At 33.4% G+C, this 19585-nt stretch carries 24 protein-coding genes; 20 read left to right on the plus strand and 4 right to left on the minus strand.

The window, feature by feature from the left end; genetic code table 11:
* Nucleotides 1-65: 65 nt before the first annotated feature.
* Nucleotides 66-842, plus strand: coding sequence for a basic amino acid ABC transporter substrate-binding protein (locus tag JTI58_RS19830; protein ID WP_205443204.1), 777 nt, complete (start codon nucleotides 66-68; stop codon nucleotides 840-842).
* 58 nt (nucleotides 843-900) lie between these two features.
* Here JTI58_RS19830 and JTI58_RS19835 read toward each other — a convergent pair whose 3' ends face one another.
* Nucleotides 901-1350, minus strand: coding sequence for an SRPBCC family protein (locus JTI58_RS19835; protein WP_205443218.1), 450 nt, complete (start codon nucleotides 1348-1350; stop codon nucleotides 901-903).
* Nucleotides 1351-1595: 245 nt separating this feature from the next.
* Nucleotides 1596-2033 carry a MarR family winged helix-turn-helix transcriptional regulator gene (locus tag JTI58_RS19840; protein ID WP_205443223.1) on the minus strand — a complete coding sequence of 146 codons (438 nt, stop codon included), beginning with the start codon at nucleotides 2031-2033 and terminating at the stop codon, nucleotides 1596-1598.
* Nucleotides 2034-2183: 150 nt separating this feature from the next.
* Here JTI58_RS19840 and JTI58_RS19845 point away from each other — a divergent pair, with 150 nt between their 5' ends.
* The 16 genes from JTI58_RS19845 (at nucleotide 2184) to JTI58_RS19920 (ending at nucleotide 15963) form a co-directional block, all read left to right on the plus strand.
* The gene (locus tag JTI58_RS19845; RefSeq protein ID WP_205443224.1) at nucleotides 2184-2588 is read left to right on the plus strand and encodes an Ohr family peroxiredoxin; all 405 of its coding nucleotides are present in this window, start codon (nucleotides 2184-2186) and stop codon (nucleotides 2586-2588) included.
* A gap of 22 nt (nucleotides 2589-2610) precedes the next feature.
* The gene (locus tag JTI58_RS19850) at nucleotides 2611-3237 is read left to right on the plus strand and encodes a nitroreductase family protein (RefSeq protein WP_205443226.1); all 627 of its coding nucleotides are present in this window, start codon (nucleotides 2611-2613) and stop codon (nucleotides 3235-3237) included.
* Between the two features lie 67 nt (nucleotides 3238-3304).
* The gene (locus tag JTI58_RS19855; protein ID WP_205443227.1) at nucleotides 3305-3664 is read left to right on the plus strand and encodes a DUF1304 domain-containing protein; all 360 of its coding nucleotides are present in this window, start codon (nucleotides 3305-3307) and stop codon (nucleotides 3662-3664) included.
* Nucleotides 3665-3830: 166 nt separating this feature from the next.
* Nucleotides 3831-3914 carry a hypothetical protein gene (locus JTI58_RS25255; protein ID WP_205447473.1) on the plus strand — a complete coding sequence of 28 codons (84 nt, stop codon included), beginning with the start codon at nucleotides 3831-3833 and terminating at the stop codon, nucleotides 3912-3914.
* Nucleotides 3915-4525: 611 nt separating this feature from the next.
* The gene (locus JTI58_RS19865) at nucleotides 4526-4669 is read left to right on the plus strand and encodes a hypothetical protein (protein ID WP_205443228.1); all 144 of its coding nucleotides are present in this window, start codon (nucleotides 4526-4528) and stop codon (nucleotides 4667-4669) included.
* A gap of 31 nt (nucleotides 4670-4700) precedes the next feature.
* Complete coding sequence (locus JTI58_RS19870; protein ID WP_205443230.1) at nucleotides 4701-4874, plus strand: hypothetical protein; 174 nt, start codon at nucleotides 4701-4703, stop codon at nucleotides 4872-4874.
* 82 nt (nucleotides 4875-4956) lie between these two features.
* Nucleotides 4957-5118 carry a hypothetical protein gene (locus JTI58_RS19875; RefSeq protein WP_205443231.1) on the plus strand — a complete coding sequence of 54 codons (162 nt, stop codon included), beginning with the start codon at nucleotides 4957-4959 and terminating at the stop codon, nucleotides 5116-5118.
* 194 nt (nucleotides 5119-5312) lie between these two features.
* Nucleotides 5313-8363 carry a sensor histidine kinase gene (locus JTI58_RS19880; protein WP_205443233.1) on the plus strand — a complete coding sequence of 1017 codons (3051 nt, stop codon included), beginning with the start codon at nucleotides 5313-5315 and terminating at the stop codon, nucleotides 8361-8363.
* On the plus strand, nucleotides 8360-9466 hold the full coding sequence (locus JTI58_RS19885) for a response regulator (RefSeq protein WP_205443234.1): 1107 nt from the start codon (nucleotides 8360-8362) through the stop codon (nucleotides 9464-9466). Before JTI58_RS19880 ends, JTI58_RS19885 begins: the two co-directional genes overlap by 4 nt.
* Before the next feature lie 902 nt (nucleotides 9467-10368).
* A complete protein-coding gene (locus JTI58_RS19890) occupies nucleotides 10369-10653 on the plus strand; it encodes a CD3324 family protein (RefSeq protein WP_107894599.1) in 285 nt (94 codons plus the stop codon).
* A gap of 262 nt (nucleotides 10654-10915) precedes the next feature.
* Nucleotides 10916-11503, plus strand: a complete 588-nt coding sequence (locus tag JTI58_RS19895) for a GNAT family N-acetyltransferase (protein WP_205443236.1) — start codon at nucleotides 10916-10918, stop codon at nucleotides 11501-11503.
* Between the two features lie 136 nt (nucleotides 11504-11639).
* Complete coding sequence (locus JTI58_RS19900; RefSeq protein WP_205443237.1) at nucleotides 11640-11801, plus strand: VOC family protein; 162 nt, start codon at nucleotides 11640-11642, stop codon at nucleotides 11799-11801.
* 404 nt (nucleotides 11802-12205) lie between these two features.
* Nucleotides 12206-13246: a DUF418 domain-containing protein gene (locus JTI58_RS19905; protein WP_205443238.1), complete on the plus strand. Its 1041-nt coding sequence runs from the start codon at nucleotides 12206-12208 to the stop codon at nucleotides 13244-13246.
* A gap of 603 nt (nucleotides 13247-13849) precedes the next feature.
* Complete coding sequence (locus tag JTI58_RS19910; RefSeq protein ID WP_205443239.1) at nucleotides 13850-14458, plus strand: YpjP family protein; 609 nt, start codon at nucleotides 13850-13852, stop codon at nucleotides 14456-14458.
* Nucleotides 14459-14708: 250 nt separating this feature from the next.
* On the plus strand, nucleotides 14709-15158 hold the full coding sequence (locus tag JTI58_RS19915; RefSeq protein WP_205443240.1) for a GNAT family N-acetyltransferase: 450 nt from the start codon (nucleotides 14709-14711) through the stop codon (nucleotides 15156-15158).
* Between the two features lie 358 nt (nucleotides 15159-15516).
* On the plus strand, nucleotides 15517-15963 hold the full coding sequence (locus JTI58_RS19920) for an HTH domain-containing protein (protein WP_205443241.1): 447 nt from the start codon (nucleotides 15517-15519) through the stop codon (nucleotides 15961-15963).
* 264 nt (nucleotides 15964-16227) lie between these two features.
* Here the strand turns inward: JTI58_RS19920 and JTI58_RS19925 are convergent, their stop codons facing one another.
* Nucleotides 16228-16713, minus strand: a complete 486-nt coding sequence (locus JTI58_RS19925) for a GyrI-like domain-containing protein (protein ID WP_205443242.1) — start codon at nucleotides 16711-16713, stop codon at nucleotides 16228-16230.
* Nucleotides 16714-16943: 230 nt separating this feature from the next.
* On the opposite strand from JTI58_RS19925, the gene JTI58_RS19930 reads away from it, so the two are divergent.
* The gene (locus tag JTI58_RS19930) at nucleotides 16944-17837 is read left to right on the plus strand and encodes a TetR/AcrR family transcriptional regulator (protein WP_205443243.1); all 894 of its coding nucleotides are present in this window, start codon (nucleotides 16944-16946) and stop codon (nucleotides 17835-17837) included.
* A 70-nt stretch (nucleotides 17838-17907) separates the two neighbouring features.
* Here JTI58_RS19930 and JTI58_RS19935 read toward each other — a convergent pair whose 3' ends face one another.
* Complete coding sequence (locus JTI58_RS19935) at nucleotides 17908-18243, minus strand: winged helix-turn-helix transcriptional regulator (RefSeq protein ID WP_205443244.1); 336 nt, start codon at nucleotides 18241-18243, stop codon at nucleotides 17908-17910.
* 121 nt (nucleotides 18244-18364) lie between these two features.
* Here JTI58_RS19935 and JTI58_RS19940 point away from each other — a divergent pair, with 121 nt between their 5' ends.
* Both JTI58_RS19940 and JTI58_RS19945 read left to right on the plus strand, forming a co-directional pair.
* Nucleotides 18365-18895: a GNAT family N-acetyltransferase gene (locus tag JTI58_RS19940; RefSeq protein WP_205443245.1), complete on the plus strand. Its 531-nt coding sequence runs from the start codon at nucleotides 18365-18367 to the stop codon at nucleotides 18893-18895.
* An 87-nt stretch (nucleotides 18896-18982) separates the two neighbouring features.
* Nucleotides 18983-19324, plus strand: coding sequence for a hypothetical protein (locus tag JTI58_RS19945; protein ID WP_205443246.1), 342 nt, complete (start codon nucleotides 18983-18985; stop codon nucleotides 19322-19324).
* The last annotated feature ends 261 nt before the right edge of the window (nucleotides 19325-19585 follow it).

The raw sequence follows: 19585 nt of genomic DNA on the forward strand, positions 1-19585 counted from the left end.
TTACATTTCCGAATTGCGAAAAATAATACGCATTATGGAAAAATATCAAACTAGGGGGATGGGCTATGAAAAGAAATATAATGGTGTTGCTAACAATTATGGCAGCTTTCACGCTAGTTTTAGCGGGTTGCGGTGCGAAGGACAATACATCATCAGGTGATGGAGATAGTAAAAAAGTTTATAAGGTAGGCACTGAGGCTACATTTGCACCTATCGTATCACTAGACGATAAAGGGAAAATTGTAGGGATTGATGTGGATGTACTACAAGCAATCGCAGATGAGATGGATTTTGAAGTGAAATGGGAAAGTATTGGTTGGGAGCCTGTATTCCAAACAATTAAAAATGGTGAAACAGATATCGGTGGTGCAGGGATTACAATTACAGACGAGCGTAAGGAAACATTTGATTTTACTGAGCCGTATTACGAATCTCAATTATTAATCGTGGTGAAAGAAGATTCAAAGATCCAATCATTAGATGAATTAAAGGATAAAAAGATTTCCGTACAAATTAATGCAACTGGTCATATGGCTGCCAACAAGCTACAGGGTGAATCTAGTCCAAACATTTTTGCATTCGAAAATCAACCAATCGCTATTCAAGAGATGCTGAATGGCAACGTAGAGGCAGCAATTGGTGATAATTCAGTTGTTTATGAATATATCAAGGCACATCCAAATGACAAGATTAAAGTAATCAAAGATGATTCGTTTGAAAAAGAATACTATGGTTTCATGGTCCAAAAGGGGAACAAGGAGCTTTTAGATAAGTTAAATGAAGGCCTTAAAAAGATTAAAGAAAACGGTAAATTAAAAGAAATTACGGGTTCAGACTTTTAGTAATAAATAAACCGTAGAAGCTCATCACATGGAGTTCTACGGTTTATTTTTTTAGGTGCTATTCTTGTGCTTCGGCGACTTTTTTGACACGATCTAAAAATTCAACGACTACTTTGTCCGAAGCAAACAATAAAAATAATTTGACGAACCATTTCAACGCATTATTTGTTACGGTATAAGTAAAGGAAGTCTGTGTTTCATTTATTTTATTTAATTCATAGTAAGCCGTAATTTCAAACAGATTAGCGAGTACAAAGCCTACCTTCAATATTTTTTTATCGGGTGTATTCGTATATTCAAGTGTTTCTACATCATACTCCTCGATACGTTTTCCTTCTTTATATTTTTGGCGATAAACGCTACCAACCACTTCTTCCGTTATGTTCACAGGCTTGTTTTCAATTACTTGTGGCATAATCTTCTGCAAATCAGCTAGAGAGCCATCAAGCAATTTCCAAACATTTTCGATGGGGGCATTTATGTTTATAGTCTTCGTCCATGTTTTCATCAATAAACACCTCTACTTCCAATATTATTAATTTCGTTAGTTTAGCCTCAATCTATGGTGCAAATTAAAGTAATCACTAAATGTAAGTATACTAAAATTTAAGCGTTATTACTTTAAATCGAGTCACAAAGAGGGTGGGGAAAAACAAAAAAAGATCGAAGCCAATATAGCCCCGATCCTTCTTACTTGCACATTCTTATACATACGCCGCTTATGACAAACCTAAACTTCGAAAAACAGTTCTCTTAATTTTCATCTTTTATTTTCCAGTCGTTGTATACGATATCTTGAAGTACATTTTTCAGTTGTACAAATTGCTGCTCTGAGATATTGGATTGCTTCATCACTTGGCGAGACACTTCTGGAAGTTTTCTTCGTACATTTGCGCCTTCATTCGTAAAATATATTTTCATTAGTCGTTCGTCATCCTTCGAACGTTCACGACAAATGTAATTCTTTGCCTCTAATTTTTTTAATAATGGTGTTAATGTTCCTGAATCTAAAAATAAACGTTGTCCCAATTCTTTCACGGTTATCTGTTCGTTTTCCTCTAAAGCTAATAAAGTAATATAGCCTGTATAAGTAAGATCGTATGGCTTCAATAATAAGGTGTATTGTCGAGTGATTTCCTTTGATGTTGCATATAAAAGAAAGCACAGTTGATTATCTAAATGATTAGGCATAAAAATCCCCTCTTAAAGTTCTTCTACTACCATTTATATTAAAAATAAAGTTCCTACTTGTCAAACGCAATTAAATTGTGTACAATTCAATTTGTAAAAATTAGATTGTACACAATTTAATTAACAACAAAAGATAAGGGGTTTTTAATTATGAAAGAATTATACGCAACTACAATGATTAATGAAGGTGGCCGTAGTGGCACATCCTATGCAGAAGATCAATCATTATCGTTAAAAATTGCACCACCAGGCTCCAAACTAGACAATGTGACAAACCCAGAACAATTATTTGCGGCTGGCTATAGTGCCTGCTTTAATAGTGCATTGGATTTAATTAAACGCCAAAAGAAACTAAAAAACGCATCAACAATTAAAGTAACAGTTAAATTAATGGAACAAGCTTCTTTTGACTATGTGCTTGCTGTTGACATTGAAGGACATATTGAAGGCTTAGCACTGGAGGAAGCACAGGAATTATTAGAGGTCACACATACGGTATGCCCCTATTCAAAAGCCACAATGGGCAATATCAATGTAACAATAAAAGCAGTTTAATTTTCGAAAAGAGGGAAAGTACATGTTATCCACTACACCACTAAAACAAATTATGCAAATGCGTAAATCTGTACGTAAATACAATGCTCAAACTAAAATTTCGCGTGACACAATCATGCAGCTGTTGCAGGATGCTACTTCAGCACCTTCCTCAAGTAATATGCAGCCATGGCGCTTTCTTGTCATTGATGATAAAGAAATCCAAAAGAATATTAATTTCTTTTCATTTAATCAAGAGCAAATCGAAACAGCCTCTGCCATAATTGCTGTCATTGGTGATATTGAAATGTACGTAAATGCTGAGGAAATCTATGCAAAAAATGTGGAATTAGGCTACATGCCTGAACAAATTGCCAATAAGCTTGCACAAGATGCATTGGCAATGTATGGCTCAGCTTCGACAAAAACATTAGAAAACATCGTACACTTTGATGCTGGCTTAGTGTCTATGCAAATCATGCTATTAGCGAAGGAAATGGGCTATGATACCGTTCCAATGGGTGGGTTTGATAAAGCGAAATTCGCTGAATACATGGAATTACCAGCAAATGAAATTCCTATTTTATTATTAGCCATTGGTGAAGCAGCTGCCCCAGCGTATGGTTCTTCACGCCTACCAATAGATCGAATTGTAAGGTTTAATAAATAATATAAGGCAATGTCCCTGATTCTTTTGCGGACATTGCTTTTTTAAAGATTTTTTAGGAGTGAATAGGATGTCATCATTAACTTTTATTTTAAGCTTAGTCGTAGCAGCTGAGCATTTGTATATTATGTATTTAGAAACGTTTGCAACTACTTCTAAAAGAACAGCGAAAACATTTAATCTGTCTGAGGAAACATTGAAGAATGTAAATGTCCAAGTTCTTTTCAAAAATCAAGGCATTTATAATGGTCTGATTGCGATCGCCTTATTGTATGGTTTATTTTTCTCTAATCAGCAAACTGAAGTTGTCACCATGTTTTTAATCTTTGTGATCATTGTCGCTTTGTACGGAAGCGTAACAAGCTCTAAGTCGATTCTATTAAAACAAGGTGGACCTGCTATTTTAGCACTAATTAGTTTGTTTTTCTAAAGATATATTGAAAACCTGTATTAATAAAAAATTCTCATAAAATGAAAGTACTTAGAGATAGAAATGAAACTAAGCCACATATCCTGAAAAGAAAAAAATTCCTAAATCAGCACTTGATTTTCCTAGTGACAGTAAAACTTGACACCCGACACAAAAACCGTTATCACTGCTTGAGTATCTTTTACTAACTTACACTAATCCAGGTGACACATTGTTAGATAGCTACATGGGAGCATTAGTACACCTTTAGCGTATGACAATACAAAACATTCCTAGGTTGGTTTTAAATTGAATTCGGAATACTGTGAAGGTGCAAATAATCGAAAATAGACAAAGATTTGGTTTGATACCCATTGGAATTTTGTCCTTAAAAAGTGAAAAGAATAATTAAGTTTTAGAGTAAACAGGAATCATCAAAAATGGTGAATCTTTGGAAGTGAGTTGAACGACTAGCGTTATTTCATTTTATAGTGGTAGATTTATGTATGGCTAAAAAAATAACTGCGGTAATAGAAGTTGATGAAAATGTTATGAAAGATAAAAACTAAAACATTGACGAGGAGTTCATATGGCTAGTTGATAGCGGTATATCTTTAAAAAAACTTGCGAATGATCTTTCTGTTTCTGATATAAATGATTATCTGCAGCAAGAAAATATATTAACGAAAGAACAAAAAACATATAGAAATCAAGGCAAATGATTTTATGAACGTTAGTGTTAAAACTTCTTGTTAATGCAGACAAGATTCGTAAAATCTATCCAAAGTTAAGGATTCATCAAAACTGGTGAGTCCTTTTTCTTGTCAAAAAGGAGCTAGCGTATAACATGGCAATTTTAAACCTTTTGAAGAGGTTGAGCGAATGGTTCTTAATATTAGTCCTGATAAGAATGTAACACGTGTACAAGTAGCCATCATGATTGCACGTATTTTAGGCTTTACAGAAGGACAAACAGTAAATAAAGCACCATTCAAAGATGGGGAAAAAGATTATAGTGCTGCTTGAGCGATTGCCTCAGTCAAAGAACAGGGCATTTATGAATGGTGATCAACATGATAAATTCCATGCAAATGCCAACATCACACATGCTGAAATGGTCGCAGTTTCAGCCAACTTTAAACAACTTTCTATAGAAAAAGGTTTTGGATTACATTCAAGGATACAAAAGGCCACTAGACACAGTGGATCATTGAAGCAAATCGCGCTGTAGCACCCTCAACGGTCTGGAAGATGGAAACTTTGCAACAAATGCAGCTTTAACACGTGCACACCCTGTCGTGATGATGAACCGTATGTTTGAACGCGGTCCATTACATGGAGTGACAAAACCAAGATTCCCAGATGTCAAAGTCACACATTGGGCAATTAAGGAAATCGAAGAAGTAGCTAATTTTCACATGTATCTTGTTGATAGGGATGGTAAAGAATCAACTTTCGAAGTAATGAAAGTTTAATCAGGCAAGGAAGAATTTTCTTAGCCTGCTTATTAATTTTGAAGGGAAATAGTTTCAACTATAAATATTAAAATAATCCATTGTTCAGATTTTGTTCATGTTTTCTATGTTAATATTCCAACGGGAGTTGATTGAATCATAAACAATAAGATGTTAACATACATAAGAATTTACTCGTCTACGGAGGCGTGATAATGAAAAAGAATATGCTAATTATTATGAGTGTTATCATGCTGTTTGTTTTGGTTTTTTTCTTTAGCAATTGGCATTATTACTCTAATAATAATCTTCAAATGGTTCACCAAGGTGTTGTGAAAATTGAGGAGGAGCAACTACAAAAACCAATAAAGCTAGAAGGAGATTGGGCTTTTTATCCAAACGTCTTAATTCCTTCGTGGGAAAAGCTTGATAACTATAAAAATAAACAACTTACACTAGATATCCCCTTTAATTGGGACAAATATGTAGAGCCAAATGAAGAAGGGCTTGCTGTTGGCACCTATCACGTCAAAATAAAGGTACCAACGGAGGGAGTTTACGGCTTATATATTCGGTCTATCCGACAGGCTAGTCGTGTTTTTATTAACGGTATAGAAGTAGGGGCTAAAGGAAAAGCAAGTACGGTGTTAAGTGAATATGAAGCTGAAAATGATGATAAATATACTGTCTATGCTAAAAGTGATAACAATGAATTAAATATTGTCATACATGTGGTGAACTACAATGTTGCTCAGTCTGGTATTGTTTATCCTATTGAATTTGGAACGGAGGAGGTTATTCAACAGTATTATAATTGGAAAGTGTTTTTAGATGCATTAGTAAGCATTGGGCATATAGTTATTGGAATCGTTTATATCTTTACCTATGTACAGAATCGCAAACGCATTGAAGAATTGTTCTTTGGGCTTTTTACTATTTCATTAGGATTTTATATGTCGTTCATTAATCAAAAAATCTTTTTCCTATTATTTTCCGATTTTGAAACTGTCAATCAATTGCGTTTACAGTTAGGTTCGATTCCGATAGCGCTCCTATCTTTAACACTATTTATTTATTCGATGTATCCACAATTACAAAAGAGAAAGGTCGTTTATATGATTGTCGCCTTACTCGGTATTGTGTTTGTTTTTTACGGTATTTACAATCCAATTACTAAAAATGAAAGAGCATCTTCTGATTTGGAAATGTTCCTAAGAAAAATAATATATATCAGTATTACAGCTCCTATTGTTTTCTATAATGTAGGGATACTGATCCAAGTGATGTTAAATCGACTTGAAGGTGTTCGTTATATGTTAATCGTTATTTCCGCTATTTGTTGTTATACGATTTTACTTGTTTTTAATTTTTTAATTGGTGTACCGATTGATTATACAGAATTTGTGCTGTTTTTACTGATCTTATTCGGCTTTGCTTCATTATTAAATTACAGGGCTAATCAAGCTTTTGAGAAAATCCAAACTTTATCAGAAGAATTGCTGGCACACAATCAAATGAAGGATGAATTTCTACTAAAAACATCACATGAACTACGTACCCCCCTTAATGGTATTTTAAATTTATCAAAAACCTTGATGGAAGGTGCGCAAGGACCTTTGAAACGGACGCAACAGGAGCAAGTTATTTTGATTCATAATGTGACACAGCGTTTAGGACATTTTGTAGAGGATTTATTGTTTTCATCTAACCAAATGATTGGTGAAGTAAGGGTTTCCCTTCGTCATGTACCTATCGATGTTATCAATGAGGTAGTAGAAGAAATTCGTAGTGTGATGCCTAAAAATAGTCAAGTAAGTTTACATGATGAGGTTGATTTATCGTTGCCAGCTATATTGACAGACGAATTACGTTTTAAGCAAGTGCTCTATAATCTACTGCACAATGCCATGAAATACACAGAAAATGGCGAAATTGTAGTTACGGCTTATGTCCGTGCAGAGCATATGGTGATCCAAGTGAGTGATACAGGCGCTGGCATTCCTGCACAAGATTTAGATCGAATCTTTAATGCCTTTTATCAAGTAAATAATCAACATAAAAAAGAAGGGCTTGGCTTGGGATTAAGTATTACTAAAAATATTGTAGAAAAATTAAATGGTGACATTCATGTGACAAGTACACTAGGACAAGGGACAACATTTACTTTTACGATGCCACTTGCAACAGGTGAAAACGTAAGTCTGGACCAACCTCCAATTGTCACACATACAACTACTGAGGTTCTCCAGCTTAACTTACCACTTATTCGTAAAGGAAATGATAAAAAAATACTTGTGGTGGATGATAATCATACCAATATTAAAGCTTTAGCTGACGCTTTAGCTGTAAAAGGATATACAGTGATAGCTGTTGATAATGGCTTTGATGCTGTAGATTATATTAAAAATAATAAAGTAGATTGTATGTTAATAGATTTAATGATGAATGGGATGTCAGGTTATGAGTTATGTAAACGAGTACGCAAACATTATGATATGTTGGAACTTCCAATCATTATTTTAACAGCAATCATGAAGCATTCTGATTTAGTGCTATCTTTAAAGGTAGGTGCAAATGATTACTTACAAAAACCTGTTTCAACGGATGAATTATTTATTCGCATTGAATCTTTGTTAGCTGTTCGTCAATCTTCAATAGATGCCATAGAAGTGGAAATGAATTATTTGTATTCACAGGTAACGCCGCATTTTGTGTATAACACACTTAACACAATTATTGGTTTGAGCTATACGGATATGGACAATACCCGGGAAGCACTTTATTGTTTGGCAACATATTTCCGAGCCAAGCTCAATGTTTATTACCGCAATAGTTTTGTCTCTGTTGATGAAGAGATGGAGCTGGTAAAAGCATACCTATATATTGAAAAGATGCGTTTTGGTGATCGTTTAACGATTAAATATGATATTGATGAATCCATTAATTTAATGATTCCTGCATTATCTATTCAGCCCTTAGTTGAAAATGCTGTTTTCCATGGTATTTCTAAAAAACAAGAGGGCGGTACTGTGGAAATAAGTGTTCAGCGTGAGGGGCAGTTTGTCTGCATTAAAATTTATGATAATGGTGTTGGTATCCCTGAGGAAAAACTTCAACTGCTGATAAATGAAGAAAGTACACGTATTGGCTTTATGAATCCTTTAAAGAAATTCAAGTTAATGAAAAATGCCAGTTTACGTTTATACAGCGAGGAAGGAAAGGGGACTACTATTGTCGTTTTATTACCAGAGGGTGGTGGAGTATGAAAATAATTATTGTTGATGATGAAATAATGGCAATCGATGTTCTAAGCATCATGTTAAAACGGCTTACTCAATTTCAGATTGACATCAAAGGGGCATTTACAAATGCAGTAGACGCCTTTCTTTTCCTTGAAAAGGAGGCGGTTGACCTTGTCTTTTTAGATATTGAAATGATCGACATGCATGGTATGCAAGTGGCTAAACAATTGTTACAAAAACACCCATTCTTACAAATAATCTTTGTGACGGCCCATGCACAATTTGCCGTGGATGCATTTGAAATAGAGGCTATGGATTATTTATTAAAACCTGTACATGAAAAGCGTTTAATTAAAGCATTGAATAAGTCTCAGAAAAAGTGGAAACAAGAAGTAACACTTAGAAAGAATTTAAAAGATAGCATGTTATATGCACATACTCTTGGTAGTTTTTACTTACTAGATGTTAAACATGAGGTGGTAAAGTGGCGAACTAAAAAAGTGCGAGAATTGTTCCTTTATTTATGGAGTCATCAAAAAAAACCTGTATTAAGTGCTTTACTTATAGAAGAGCTTTGGCCAGAATTAGATTTAAAGAAAGCCACAAAGAATTTACATACTTCTATATATCAATTAAGAAAGCTTTTTAAGGAAAATGGCATTGAAAAAGCTATACAAATGACGAATAATCATTACCAATTAACTTTAAAAATCGAAAGTGATTATGATGAATTAATTCAACTACTGCAAGAAGTTAGTCATGATGGAGCGTCTATTCAAAAAATTATTAATTTTTATGAAGATGATTTTTTAGCACAAGATGAATATATGTGGTCCATTCAATTAAAAATAAATTTAAAAGAAAAAGTAATTCAAGCACTTGAAAGATACATTACAAATCCAAATTCAAAAGATTTTCTAATAACCTATAATTGTTTACAGAAATTATTAGAGTTAGATGAATTTAATGAACATTATATGTTTTTACTATTAGAATTTTTAATTAAACATAATAAAAGAAAAAAAAGTTTAGATTGTTATAAGTTTATTAAAGAAAAATTTTCAGAAATAGGTATACAAATACCACAGAAAATCCAAGGATTATGGAATGATTATTTGAATAAATAGTTTTTAATTTCAAGGTGTAGGTATTGGTCAGGGGGAAGGACCAGCTCACGGAACTCATAAAAGGGATGGAAGTCTTTTATTGGCTTAAAAGGCATAGTAAGTACCATTTTTTCGCTCTTTCCTAATGCACAGTATCAAACTTGTTTAGGACACGTGGCTCGCATTATCTAATACAATATCCACGTAGAAGATTGTCAAGAAATCTGTCTTTAAATCCTTGCATGACAAAACCTTCTCCTAAGTTTTATAGCTTTCCAAAAGCAATTTCGATCCTATAGTAAAAACTATTATTGGAATGTATATTAAAGGTGATGGCCCGTTTTTACGTGTTAAAACAGAATTAGGAAAGATCGTAGAGAATGCTAGGGATAAAGTGTTTAGTTAAGGATAAATGACATAAAAGAAACGGAAAAAGCTAGTTAATAATCCGTGAAATAAAATTTTCCACAATAAATGTGATTTTTGTATTACTTATCAAATTAAACGATATATTTTTAGCATAAAAAAGAATTTACAATGCAAATTGAACAACTTTATTTAACACTGTCCATATTTACGGATGGTGTTATGCTCTTTATTAGTAACGAATTTAAACAAATTTATTATCATAGAGAACAATTTGTAGAAGTTGAAAATTTTAATAATAAAGTGTTGATATTTATTTTGAAACAACTAATTTTTGAAGCAGATTAAGGGATTGGATTCTTATAAATCAAAAATAGATATGGTATAATATGTATTAAATGTAAAGCGAAATTATATTAAAATCTAAACTGCAAGGAGGATTGAGTGTATGAGAAGGAATACTATTTTTGCATAGCAAAGGCTATTGCATAATAAAATAATTGAAAAAGTAGCCTTTGCTCTTCCTAAAAGAAATACTAAAAATTAGGAGTGCAAAAATGAGCTATAAAAAAGCAAAACATATACTTCCAACTGAGTTGGTGGAGTTAATACAGAAATATGTTGATGGTGAATATATTTATATCCCACGAAGAAAAGATAGTAAAAAGAGTTGGGGGTCCAGTACTGCTACCAGAGGAGAATTGGATCTAAGAAATTCTAATATATATAATGATTATTTATCGGGGTTGAATATAGCTTCTTTGTGTGAAAAATATTATTTGTCATCAAAAAGTATTCAAAGAATTGTATTAAAAGAGAAAAGAAAAAGAACAAATTTTTAAAATAAGCCAATGTGGTTTTATGCCGCATTGGCTTATTTTCTTTTATGAAATAAGTTTGAGGTTTTTTCAAGTAATGTAAGTCAGATATAATCTAATCAACTCTTATAAAAGGTAAGGGCAACCAGTTAATTGATTTTTGAGACCCAGACGTAGTTTATCTAGATTAATGAACTAAAGTGGAAGTATGTATTGGGCGGACATTGTTACTTAAGGAATTGTTTTTTTGCAAAATGAATATTAGCAAAGGGATAGGGGGAGAAATATGAACAATTTATTTACAATAGATTGTGGTGATATATTACTGAGAGAATTTAGAATTGAAGATGCTGATGCTATTTATGAGCTAACCTCACAACCTGAAGTTTATAATTTTCTGCCAGATTGGCGTTCAACAAAAGAACAACGATTAAACTGGGTCACGAATTATGAAATACCCGAAAATAAAAAGTTTTTGTTAGCTGTACCTAATATTAGTGGTGCTAATTACTTGAAGTTGGGAATTATATTGAAGGAAACTGGAGAATTTATTGGTTTCTGCAATACAGGTATAAAAGAAGAGCTAAGTGAACCAAACCGAGAAGTTGTTTATGCAATTTCAAAGCAATACAGTTGTCGTGGATACACAACAAATGCAGTAAAAGGATTGATAAAATATTTGTTTGAGAATACAGATGTAGAGCTGCTTAATACAGTTGTTCTACCTCACAATTTAGGCTCAAATAAAGTTATTCAAAAATGCGGATTTCGTTTTAATAGAGAAATTGAAATTGAAGAACAAACTCATTATCATTACACTCTTAACAAAGAGGATTGGAAAGGGGGAAAGTTGGTTAGGCCTTTGGGAAAATGAAACAGTAAATCTTCCATATCATCCATCCATTCGTCATGTAGCATATAAAGTAGATAGGTGTGAAATTGAAAGAGTAAAGGAGTGGTTAGAATCTGTAAATACTGAAGTTCGTACCTCATTTGGTTTCTCTCCAGAGATGCAACCGTTAGTATTTAAAAATAATCCACATCATGCTGCTGTTTATTTTTATGATCCCGATGGCAATTCATTAGAATTAATAACACCACTAGATATGGAACTTCCTGATAACGAAAAAATGATGACGTTAGTAGATTGGAAAAAGAAACACATGAAATAAAAACCCTTATTTAAAGGAGAATTAGATTTTAATTTTTATTTCCACAATCGGGCGCTTTCCTGGAAACAAGGAAAGTGCCTTTTAGATTAATTAGAGTTAAGAAAGGTCAAATGATAAATCGTAAAACTTTTTTAGGATGCAGTGAGTATAAAAATGGTTGTAAGTTTTCGATTAATAAAACAATCGCAACTAAAAAGCTTACTGAGAAAAATATCAATGATTTATTAGAAAAAGGATCTTGTTGGCGGGTACAGCCTTTTTTATATTGAACTAACATGAAAATCAACTTTCGAAAAAGTAAGGTGGTAAGACCGAGGTAATAGAATTTAAGGATTATGTAAGGTTTAAGTTAGTAAGGTGTAATATCAAAATTCTATTATTAATTTTGTGAAAGGAGTTATCATATGAATTTAATGAAAGAAAACTCACCCAATCAAAATAGAATATATGAACTTGATATCATTAGAGGATTTGCTTTAATAGGTATTTTCTTAGTAAATATCTTCAATTTTATACAAAGGGCAGGCATAGGTAGTCAGCTATTATCTGGCGGTAATTGGATTGATATTATTTTTACAGGAAAGTTTTACGCTATCTTTTCTCTCTTATTTGGAGCAGGTGCAGCTATTTTCTTAAGCCGTGCTAAAGAAAAAGGAAAACCTTCTATACTTTTTATTCGCCGAATGGTTGTACTTGCAGTGATAGGATTCCTTCATTCGTTAGTTTGGGGTGGGGATGTGTTACTACCGTATGCTTTAGTTGGTTTAGTACTATTTGCTTTGCACAAAGTCCCTGCAAAAGTATTGTTTAAAGTAACTTTTAGTTTACATATCATAGGCATACTAGTGAATGTATTTGCCTATGATTGGTTATATGGTGGAAAGACGGATATGCCCCCTATATTAGATATCCTACTTTTAATCACGGCTTTAACATCATTTTTAGTTTATTTTATAGAAGGCTACACTTTAATGAATATGGATGTTCTTGAGAAATTAAAAATGCGTCCCAGAATGCACAAGTGGTTGCTCATCACCCTTGGAAGTATTTCTGTAATTTCCGTCATTGCGCAGTTCATGATCACTCATCATAAGCCAGCACACATTTTATTAATCATTTCACAACTGCCATTAATGCTAACATACATTCTTCTATTATTATGGTTGGTTAAGAAAAAAAGAGGAAGTTATATTTTATATCCTTTACAAGCTTACGGAAGAATGGCGATGAGTAATTATTTAGGTCAAACTGTGGTAGGAATATTTATCTTACCAATGTTGATTGGTTATTTTTCTCCATCATTAATTATCTATGGAGTATGCATGATTACTTGGATTACACAAATAATTATTAGTAATATATGGTTAAAGTATTTTTATTATGGACCCGTGGAATGGATTTGGAGATGCTTAACATACTGGCGTCTGGTTCCTCTACTAAAATAAAATATTATTGTTTCATTTTGTTCAGAAAGCGCTACTCAATTGAGTAGTGTATTTTTAATATAAAAGAACGTGATGCAATGCTATCAATCACTAAATACGAAGGTACTGGTATGAAGAGGCTAACCAGTCGTGATAAAAAACATTGATACGTATTTGAATTGACCTTAGGTGCCGTGAACGTGATAACCACCCCAATTCCTTTTATTTAATAACCGTGGAAGGGGTAATTTTAATATTTTTGCTTAACACGCTACAAAGTAATATTTTAGCCCCAACTCATGCATTGTTTTGCGTTATTATGCAGGATAAAGAAAAAATAAAAAGCCCCCAAAAGCTATATGTAACAGGCTTTTGAGGGCTTTGTAGGGTACAGATTACAAAATAAAAATTAGTCCGTGAAACATAAAGATGATAAATAACCTAACATTAATAAAAGACCAATACCCATTACGATGCTCATGCTTTGTACCTCCTTTAAAAAACCGACACATTATTCATAAATATTGTACAATGAATTATAGAAATATGAAACCTTTTAATGGCGAGAACGTATATAATAATAGGAGAATTACCAATTTGTACATAAAGAGTAGGTGACAATAAATGAAAACGTGGGTTAAGAAAAGTATAGTCATCATGGTTGCGTTTTTAACATTTGGCTTAATAACGCCTACACATGAGATTTGGGAAGCATTTGATCAAAATCCCTCGAACCGTGCATCCATCGGCCCTGAGTCAGGGACAAGCACTGCTTTAGCTGCTGAACGTGATGATAGCAGTGACGAACAGATGCAAATTCAAGAGGAAGCGATCGATTATAATGCCTTGCTCGTGGATGCAGCTAGAGAACAATCGTACATAAAATTTGGCACAAAAATTGGTCCTAAAATTAGTAATGAATTCGACAGCATCATCTTTCCAAAAATGGAAGAAGCCATTGCGATGACGGTGGCTAATCTTGATGATCAAACTGCCGCATCTTTAACCATCTCTGAAAGGCCAAGTGGTAATTATGGTGAGAAAATTTTCAATGTCTTCAACAATGAAACGGGCACAGATTTAATCCGTTTCCATGTACGCACAGAAAAAAGACCACAGGAAGGCTACTACTACAACTTCCACTACCACAGTGCCGAGGACGACTTCATGGCACATTACAACCTTGGCGATATCTATTGGGAAAAAAACACACCACCTAAGTGGTTGTCATAAAAGATACGAAACACTCGTTTACATGACGAGTGTTTTTTTGTGCGAAAACATTGATCTATCAATGTTTGTAGTAGTTCATTAAGTTATACCTTCTCATCACAATGCGGAGAAGGTATTGCATCAAACCTTGTTATTATTTAAAGTGGTTAAGATTAGAATGGGGGTAGAATGTTGAACTGGCTTTTGTGCAATTCACCAAATCAGGAGAACCATAGATAATACAGTGAACCAATTGTAAGGAGGTGCTGTAGTGAACCAACACAAAATAATAATTACCCAGTATAATCCCAAATACGCTGAACAAACAGTGGGTATGTGGCGAGATAGTAAGGAACAGGCTATTGGTCAGAAAGAAATTCACAGCTTTGAACGTCACGTATATTTTTTAAATCATATAGTAGCTGAACAGTTTCAAATCGATTTAGCGCTAATTGATGAAAAAGTGGTTGGAATGACTGCCTATAACGAAAGCGAAATAAGTCAACTATATATTCATGTTGATTATCAAGGAATCGGTATAGGTCATGCATTACTAGAAAAAGTAAAAGCACAATCAAGTGGGCGATTAACATTATACACATTTGAAGTAAATAAAAATGCACAACGGTTTTATGAAAAACATGGGTTTAAAATCATCGGTAGAGGACATGAAAACGAAGAAAATTTAGCTGATATTCAATATGAATGGATAGCAACATAAATGATTTTTCAGATAAGTCTTCCATTAGGGAGAAAGAGCTACTTCTTCCCTATCGTTTCAGTAAGCGCTACTCACATCGAGTAGCGTATTTTTATTGCGAAAGAAGGTGATGCGATGCTATCAATCACTAACTACGAAGGCACTTTCATAATGGCTTTGGTATATAAAGGTAAGCTATTGTTCCTGTAAAAGGTTTGAATTTATAGCCTTTACTCATAACTACTTCAACATGTTTGTTGGCATAAATTCAATGAAGATTAAAATTAATACTAGTGGAAAAAGTTTAAATATGTATTAATTACAAAAAAAGTATATAGTATTATATTAGTGTAGTAAATAATAGGAGAGGTGTCATATTATGGGGGAGTTTAAGAACGAAGCAGAAATAGCATTTGTAACCAATTCATCGCAGTTTGATTACCTTAAAGAAGATTTTCAAGAATTAATCAAGGAATTGAAACTCAATTACCAGCAACTTTCAAAAATAGTTGATTTGCCTATAAATGAGATAGAAAATTTAATGAACAATAAAGGTAACTTGACAAACGATAAGCTGGGAATTATTGAGAATAAATTAGCTATGTTAAACCATGGATTTGGAAGCTTCGATGCGAGAGAGAGGGCAACATATCTATTGAATGATCTGTTAAAAGATTACATGTTATCAACTGACATTGTATCGAAAATGATTCATGTAGATGAACAAGAGCTGATTGACTTCAGACAAAAACAATTAATGGATAAAGATATAGAACTAAAGATATGTGTGAATGTCATTATGCTGCATTTTGTATTACATGACTAAATGTATGCCCAGGCACCAATTTGAACTGCTCCCTGTCAAGTAGACCATGGCAATATTAAAAATAGCGGCTTGGGCCTCTGAATTCTACGGAAAATACACCATCAAAGTGGTTGTCATAAAAGACACGAAACACTCGTTTACATGACGAGTGTTTTTTTGTGCGAGAACCTTGGAATATAAAGGTTTAGTCTAGTGAAAGGTGCGTGGACAAGAATGGGCTAACCCTTAAAGAACCAATAGGATCTAAAGAATAAGGAAGGTTATTTAATACGTTAAAGGGATATAGATATGAATAATATTGTCCTTACAATTGAATAAATTTAAATCTAGCCAATGCTCCAAATCAAAAGGTCGCTGCGTATCATAATTATTATGTTCTAACCAATCATTAATAGAAAGATAGGTATTATCTATATCCTCCTCTGTACCTTGATGTTTAAATAATAAATATTCACCGTCTGGAATGGTATGGGTAATCATAGCTTCTGGTATACAAGAAAAATCCTGTACTTCTACGGCAACAATATGTGTATAAGGCGTATCTGGCGTCCATTCATCTTCTCCGTATATCTGTATAAGAAAGATGCTTTCACTAACCTGATTTTTAATCTGTGGAAACATATTTATAACCTTTTCACGGAGATTTTTAACGATGTTCAATTGAATATCTTCATTAAGACTAGCCTTTGTAGAAAATCCGATTAATTTCAATTCCTGTCTATTCACAATTTCAACATCTTTTATCACCATTTTTCACGAACCTTTCTATTAATGTCATACATTCAAATTATATCAATACGGGTAGGTGTTGTCAGTTTTAACAGGAAATGCAAGGACAATAGAGTATTCAATTGTCAGGAGCTTTGGGGAGGGAAAAATTACTTCAACACCTTATATTCAATTTGCATAGTTTAAGAAATCTAGTTTTCCTAGTATAATTGTAGTATGTTCGTTATTGTGTTTTGAGATTGGAGAAATGTATGAAAGATCGTAAACAAATCGTTATCGAATCAACATTACAATTATTTACTGAAAAAGGGTATCAGCATACATCGGTTCAGGATATTTTAGATAAAGCAAATATTTCTAAAGGGACATTTTATAATTATTTTTCATCTAAAAATGAATGTCTGAAAGCCGTATTAGAGCAAAATCGCCAAGAACGAAATGTTTTAAAAGAGGAAATTTTAGTTGGCAAGAAAAAAGAGGATGTAGACGTTTTGATTGAACAATTAATCGCTACATTAAAAATTAAAGAAAAATATAACTTAATGCCTTTATTTCGAGAAATCTCCTTTTTGCATGATGAAGAGTTGCAAGAAATTCTTGCAGAACATCGCTTTCATGAAATCACCTGGTTAAAAAACAGATTCTACGATATTTATGGTGAAGAGGGAAAGCACTATTATTATGAGTGTGCGGTCGTCTTTTTTGGCACATTCCAATATTTATCTTTTTATTGGAATTTGGCTACCAATATGACGATTGATCTAAAAAAAGTGGTCACTCGGTCATTGAAATATGTAGAAAGTTTTCTGCCAGAAATGATTAAAAGTGGAGAAATTTTATTGGAACCAAAGGAAATGAATTTGTTAGAGAAGGATGTAGCCTATAAATCGATCACAAGCAAACAGATTCAAGAGAAATTAGAGAAATTTTATAAAAAAATTTCGACTATCGAACTTCCGCAAAAATCACTCGAACTTTCCAGCCTGCTTTTGGATGAAATGAAAAGAGAAACGCCACGCATGAGTGTTTTAGAGATCATGCTCCAGCCATTTCGTAGTTCTTTCGCTGAAACAATTTATAAATATGAAGCAGAAGAAATCGCTAATCTTTTCTGGCTTTTTATGAAGATGCAAAACAAGGCATAAATGAATGCATTACTAGACCAGCTTTTTATCATAAAGTTGGTCTTTTTCATTTGAATTCGCGAGGCTCAAATTACATATGCTGCATATGCTTACCCCATTTGGCTAGCGATTCTAGTGAGGGCACTAGGTCTTTTCCTTCTTCTGTTAGTGAATATTCGACTCTTGGTGGAATCTCAGGATACTGCGTACGAGTAACGACTCCAAATTCCTCCAGCTCCTTTAACGATTGAGATAGCATCATATTGGTAATGCCATCAACGATACGTTTTAATTCATTGTACCGTAACGTGTCATTTTTCCATAAAGCCCAAATGATAGGGAGTCTCCATTTTCCGCCAATTATACTGAATGCATAATTTAATGGGCAATTTTTTTTATCTGTAATTTCCGCATCTACACGATTCATCGTAAAACCCCCTTTAATCAGTTTTTCCTGACTTAGTCAACAATTACTGCGTACTTGTTGCAACATAACAAATTCATTATATTGATAGGTAGTTCAATAATCAAGAATAGGGGAGATAAACATGACGATAACATACGAGGTAATACCTAATGAAAAAGCTGATATTTGTAGAGATTTATGTAATGAGCTGATGAGCTTTCAGAAATCACAAGCCCACATCAAGCCAGAACTGTTTAACACGATGAATTACGAAACACGGATGGTACCTTCGATAGAAAGTGCGATTGCTAATCATATTGTGGTTGCGAAAGATAATCAGAAGGTTGTTGGCTATGCCTACTCAACGATTTCTCCTAAAGAAACCTATGCCAATGATTTTGCTACTTTTTTCAATATGTCTTCAGTTAGCCAAAACAATGTAGGCTGTTTATCTCAATTTTTCATTAAAGAAGAATACAGACAATATGGGGTTGGATCTACACTTTTTAATAGATCAATTCAATGGCTGGAACAATTTGATGATGTAGAAGACTATTTTATTTTTGTATCCAACGGCAATGAAAATGCCCTAAAGTTCTATCAACGTAAAGGTTTTTCCATTAGTCATGATATATTGGAGGGCTTTATAACTGTTTTACGAAACGACGGGTAAGTAACCATTTAATGACTAATTCAGGAAGTGTTATAATAATTTTACACGTAGACATGTTGTATCGATAGACACAGCAAGAGAGAGGTCGTGAAGAAAGTAAGAGTATTATGGTTGACCACACTGAAAATATTTTTAGAATTAATAAGAATTATTGTGCTTTTTTTCGTTATTGGATGCGTAATGTGGGGAGGCGTAAGGCTTATTTATACCTCTTTAGGAATAAATATTGATGGTTCTTACGCAGGATGGCTGGGAGGAATCGCGATATATAGTTTATTGTTTGTCCTCTACCGTAATAAACTGCAATTTTCGGGATTTTATGATGGTCCACATCGACAAAAATTATCCTCTAAAAGCACCACCACTTTGGTTACTGTCTCAGCTTTTCTTTTAATTCTCCCGTTTCTCTTGAAGAGCTTTTCATTATAACGGACCGCTATATTAAGCACACAAAAAGATCAGCTACTCAAATGAGTTTGAGACCTGATCTTTTTTATTTAAAGATGAGAGATTAGCCTTATCAAAATATGAAAACTTTTTATCATTGTTTCATCATATGGGTACCTTTTGGCTTGCTGTTTTCAATTGCAGCATTTGGATTAGAAGTAGTCGCAGGAAATAAAATCCCACTAACATTATCTTTGCCCTTATCAGTGGCGTAATAGGAGCGTTTACTTTTGAAAAAATATA

Origin of the sequence: Lysinibacillus fusiformis, from assembly GCF_016925635.1 — a bacterium.
Lineage (GTDB): Bacteria > Bacillota > Bacilli > Bacillales_A > Planococcaceae > Lysinibacillus > Lysinibacillus fusiformis_F.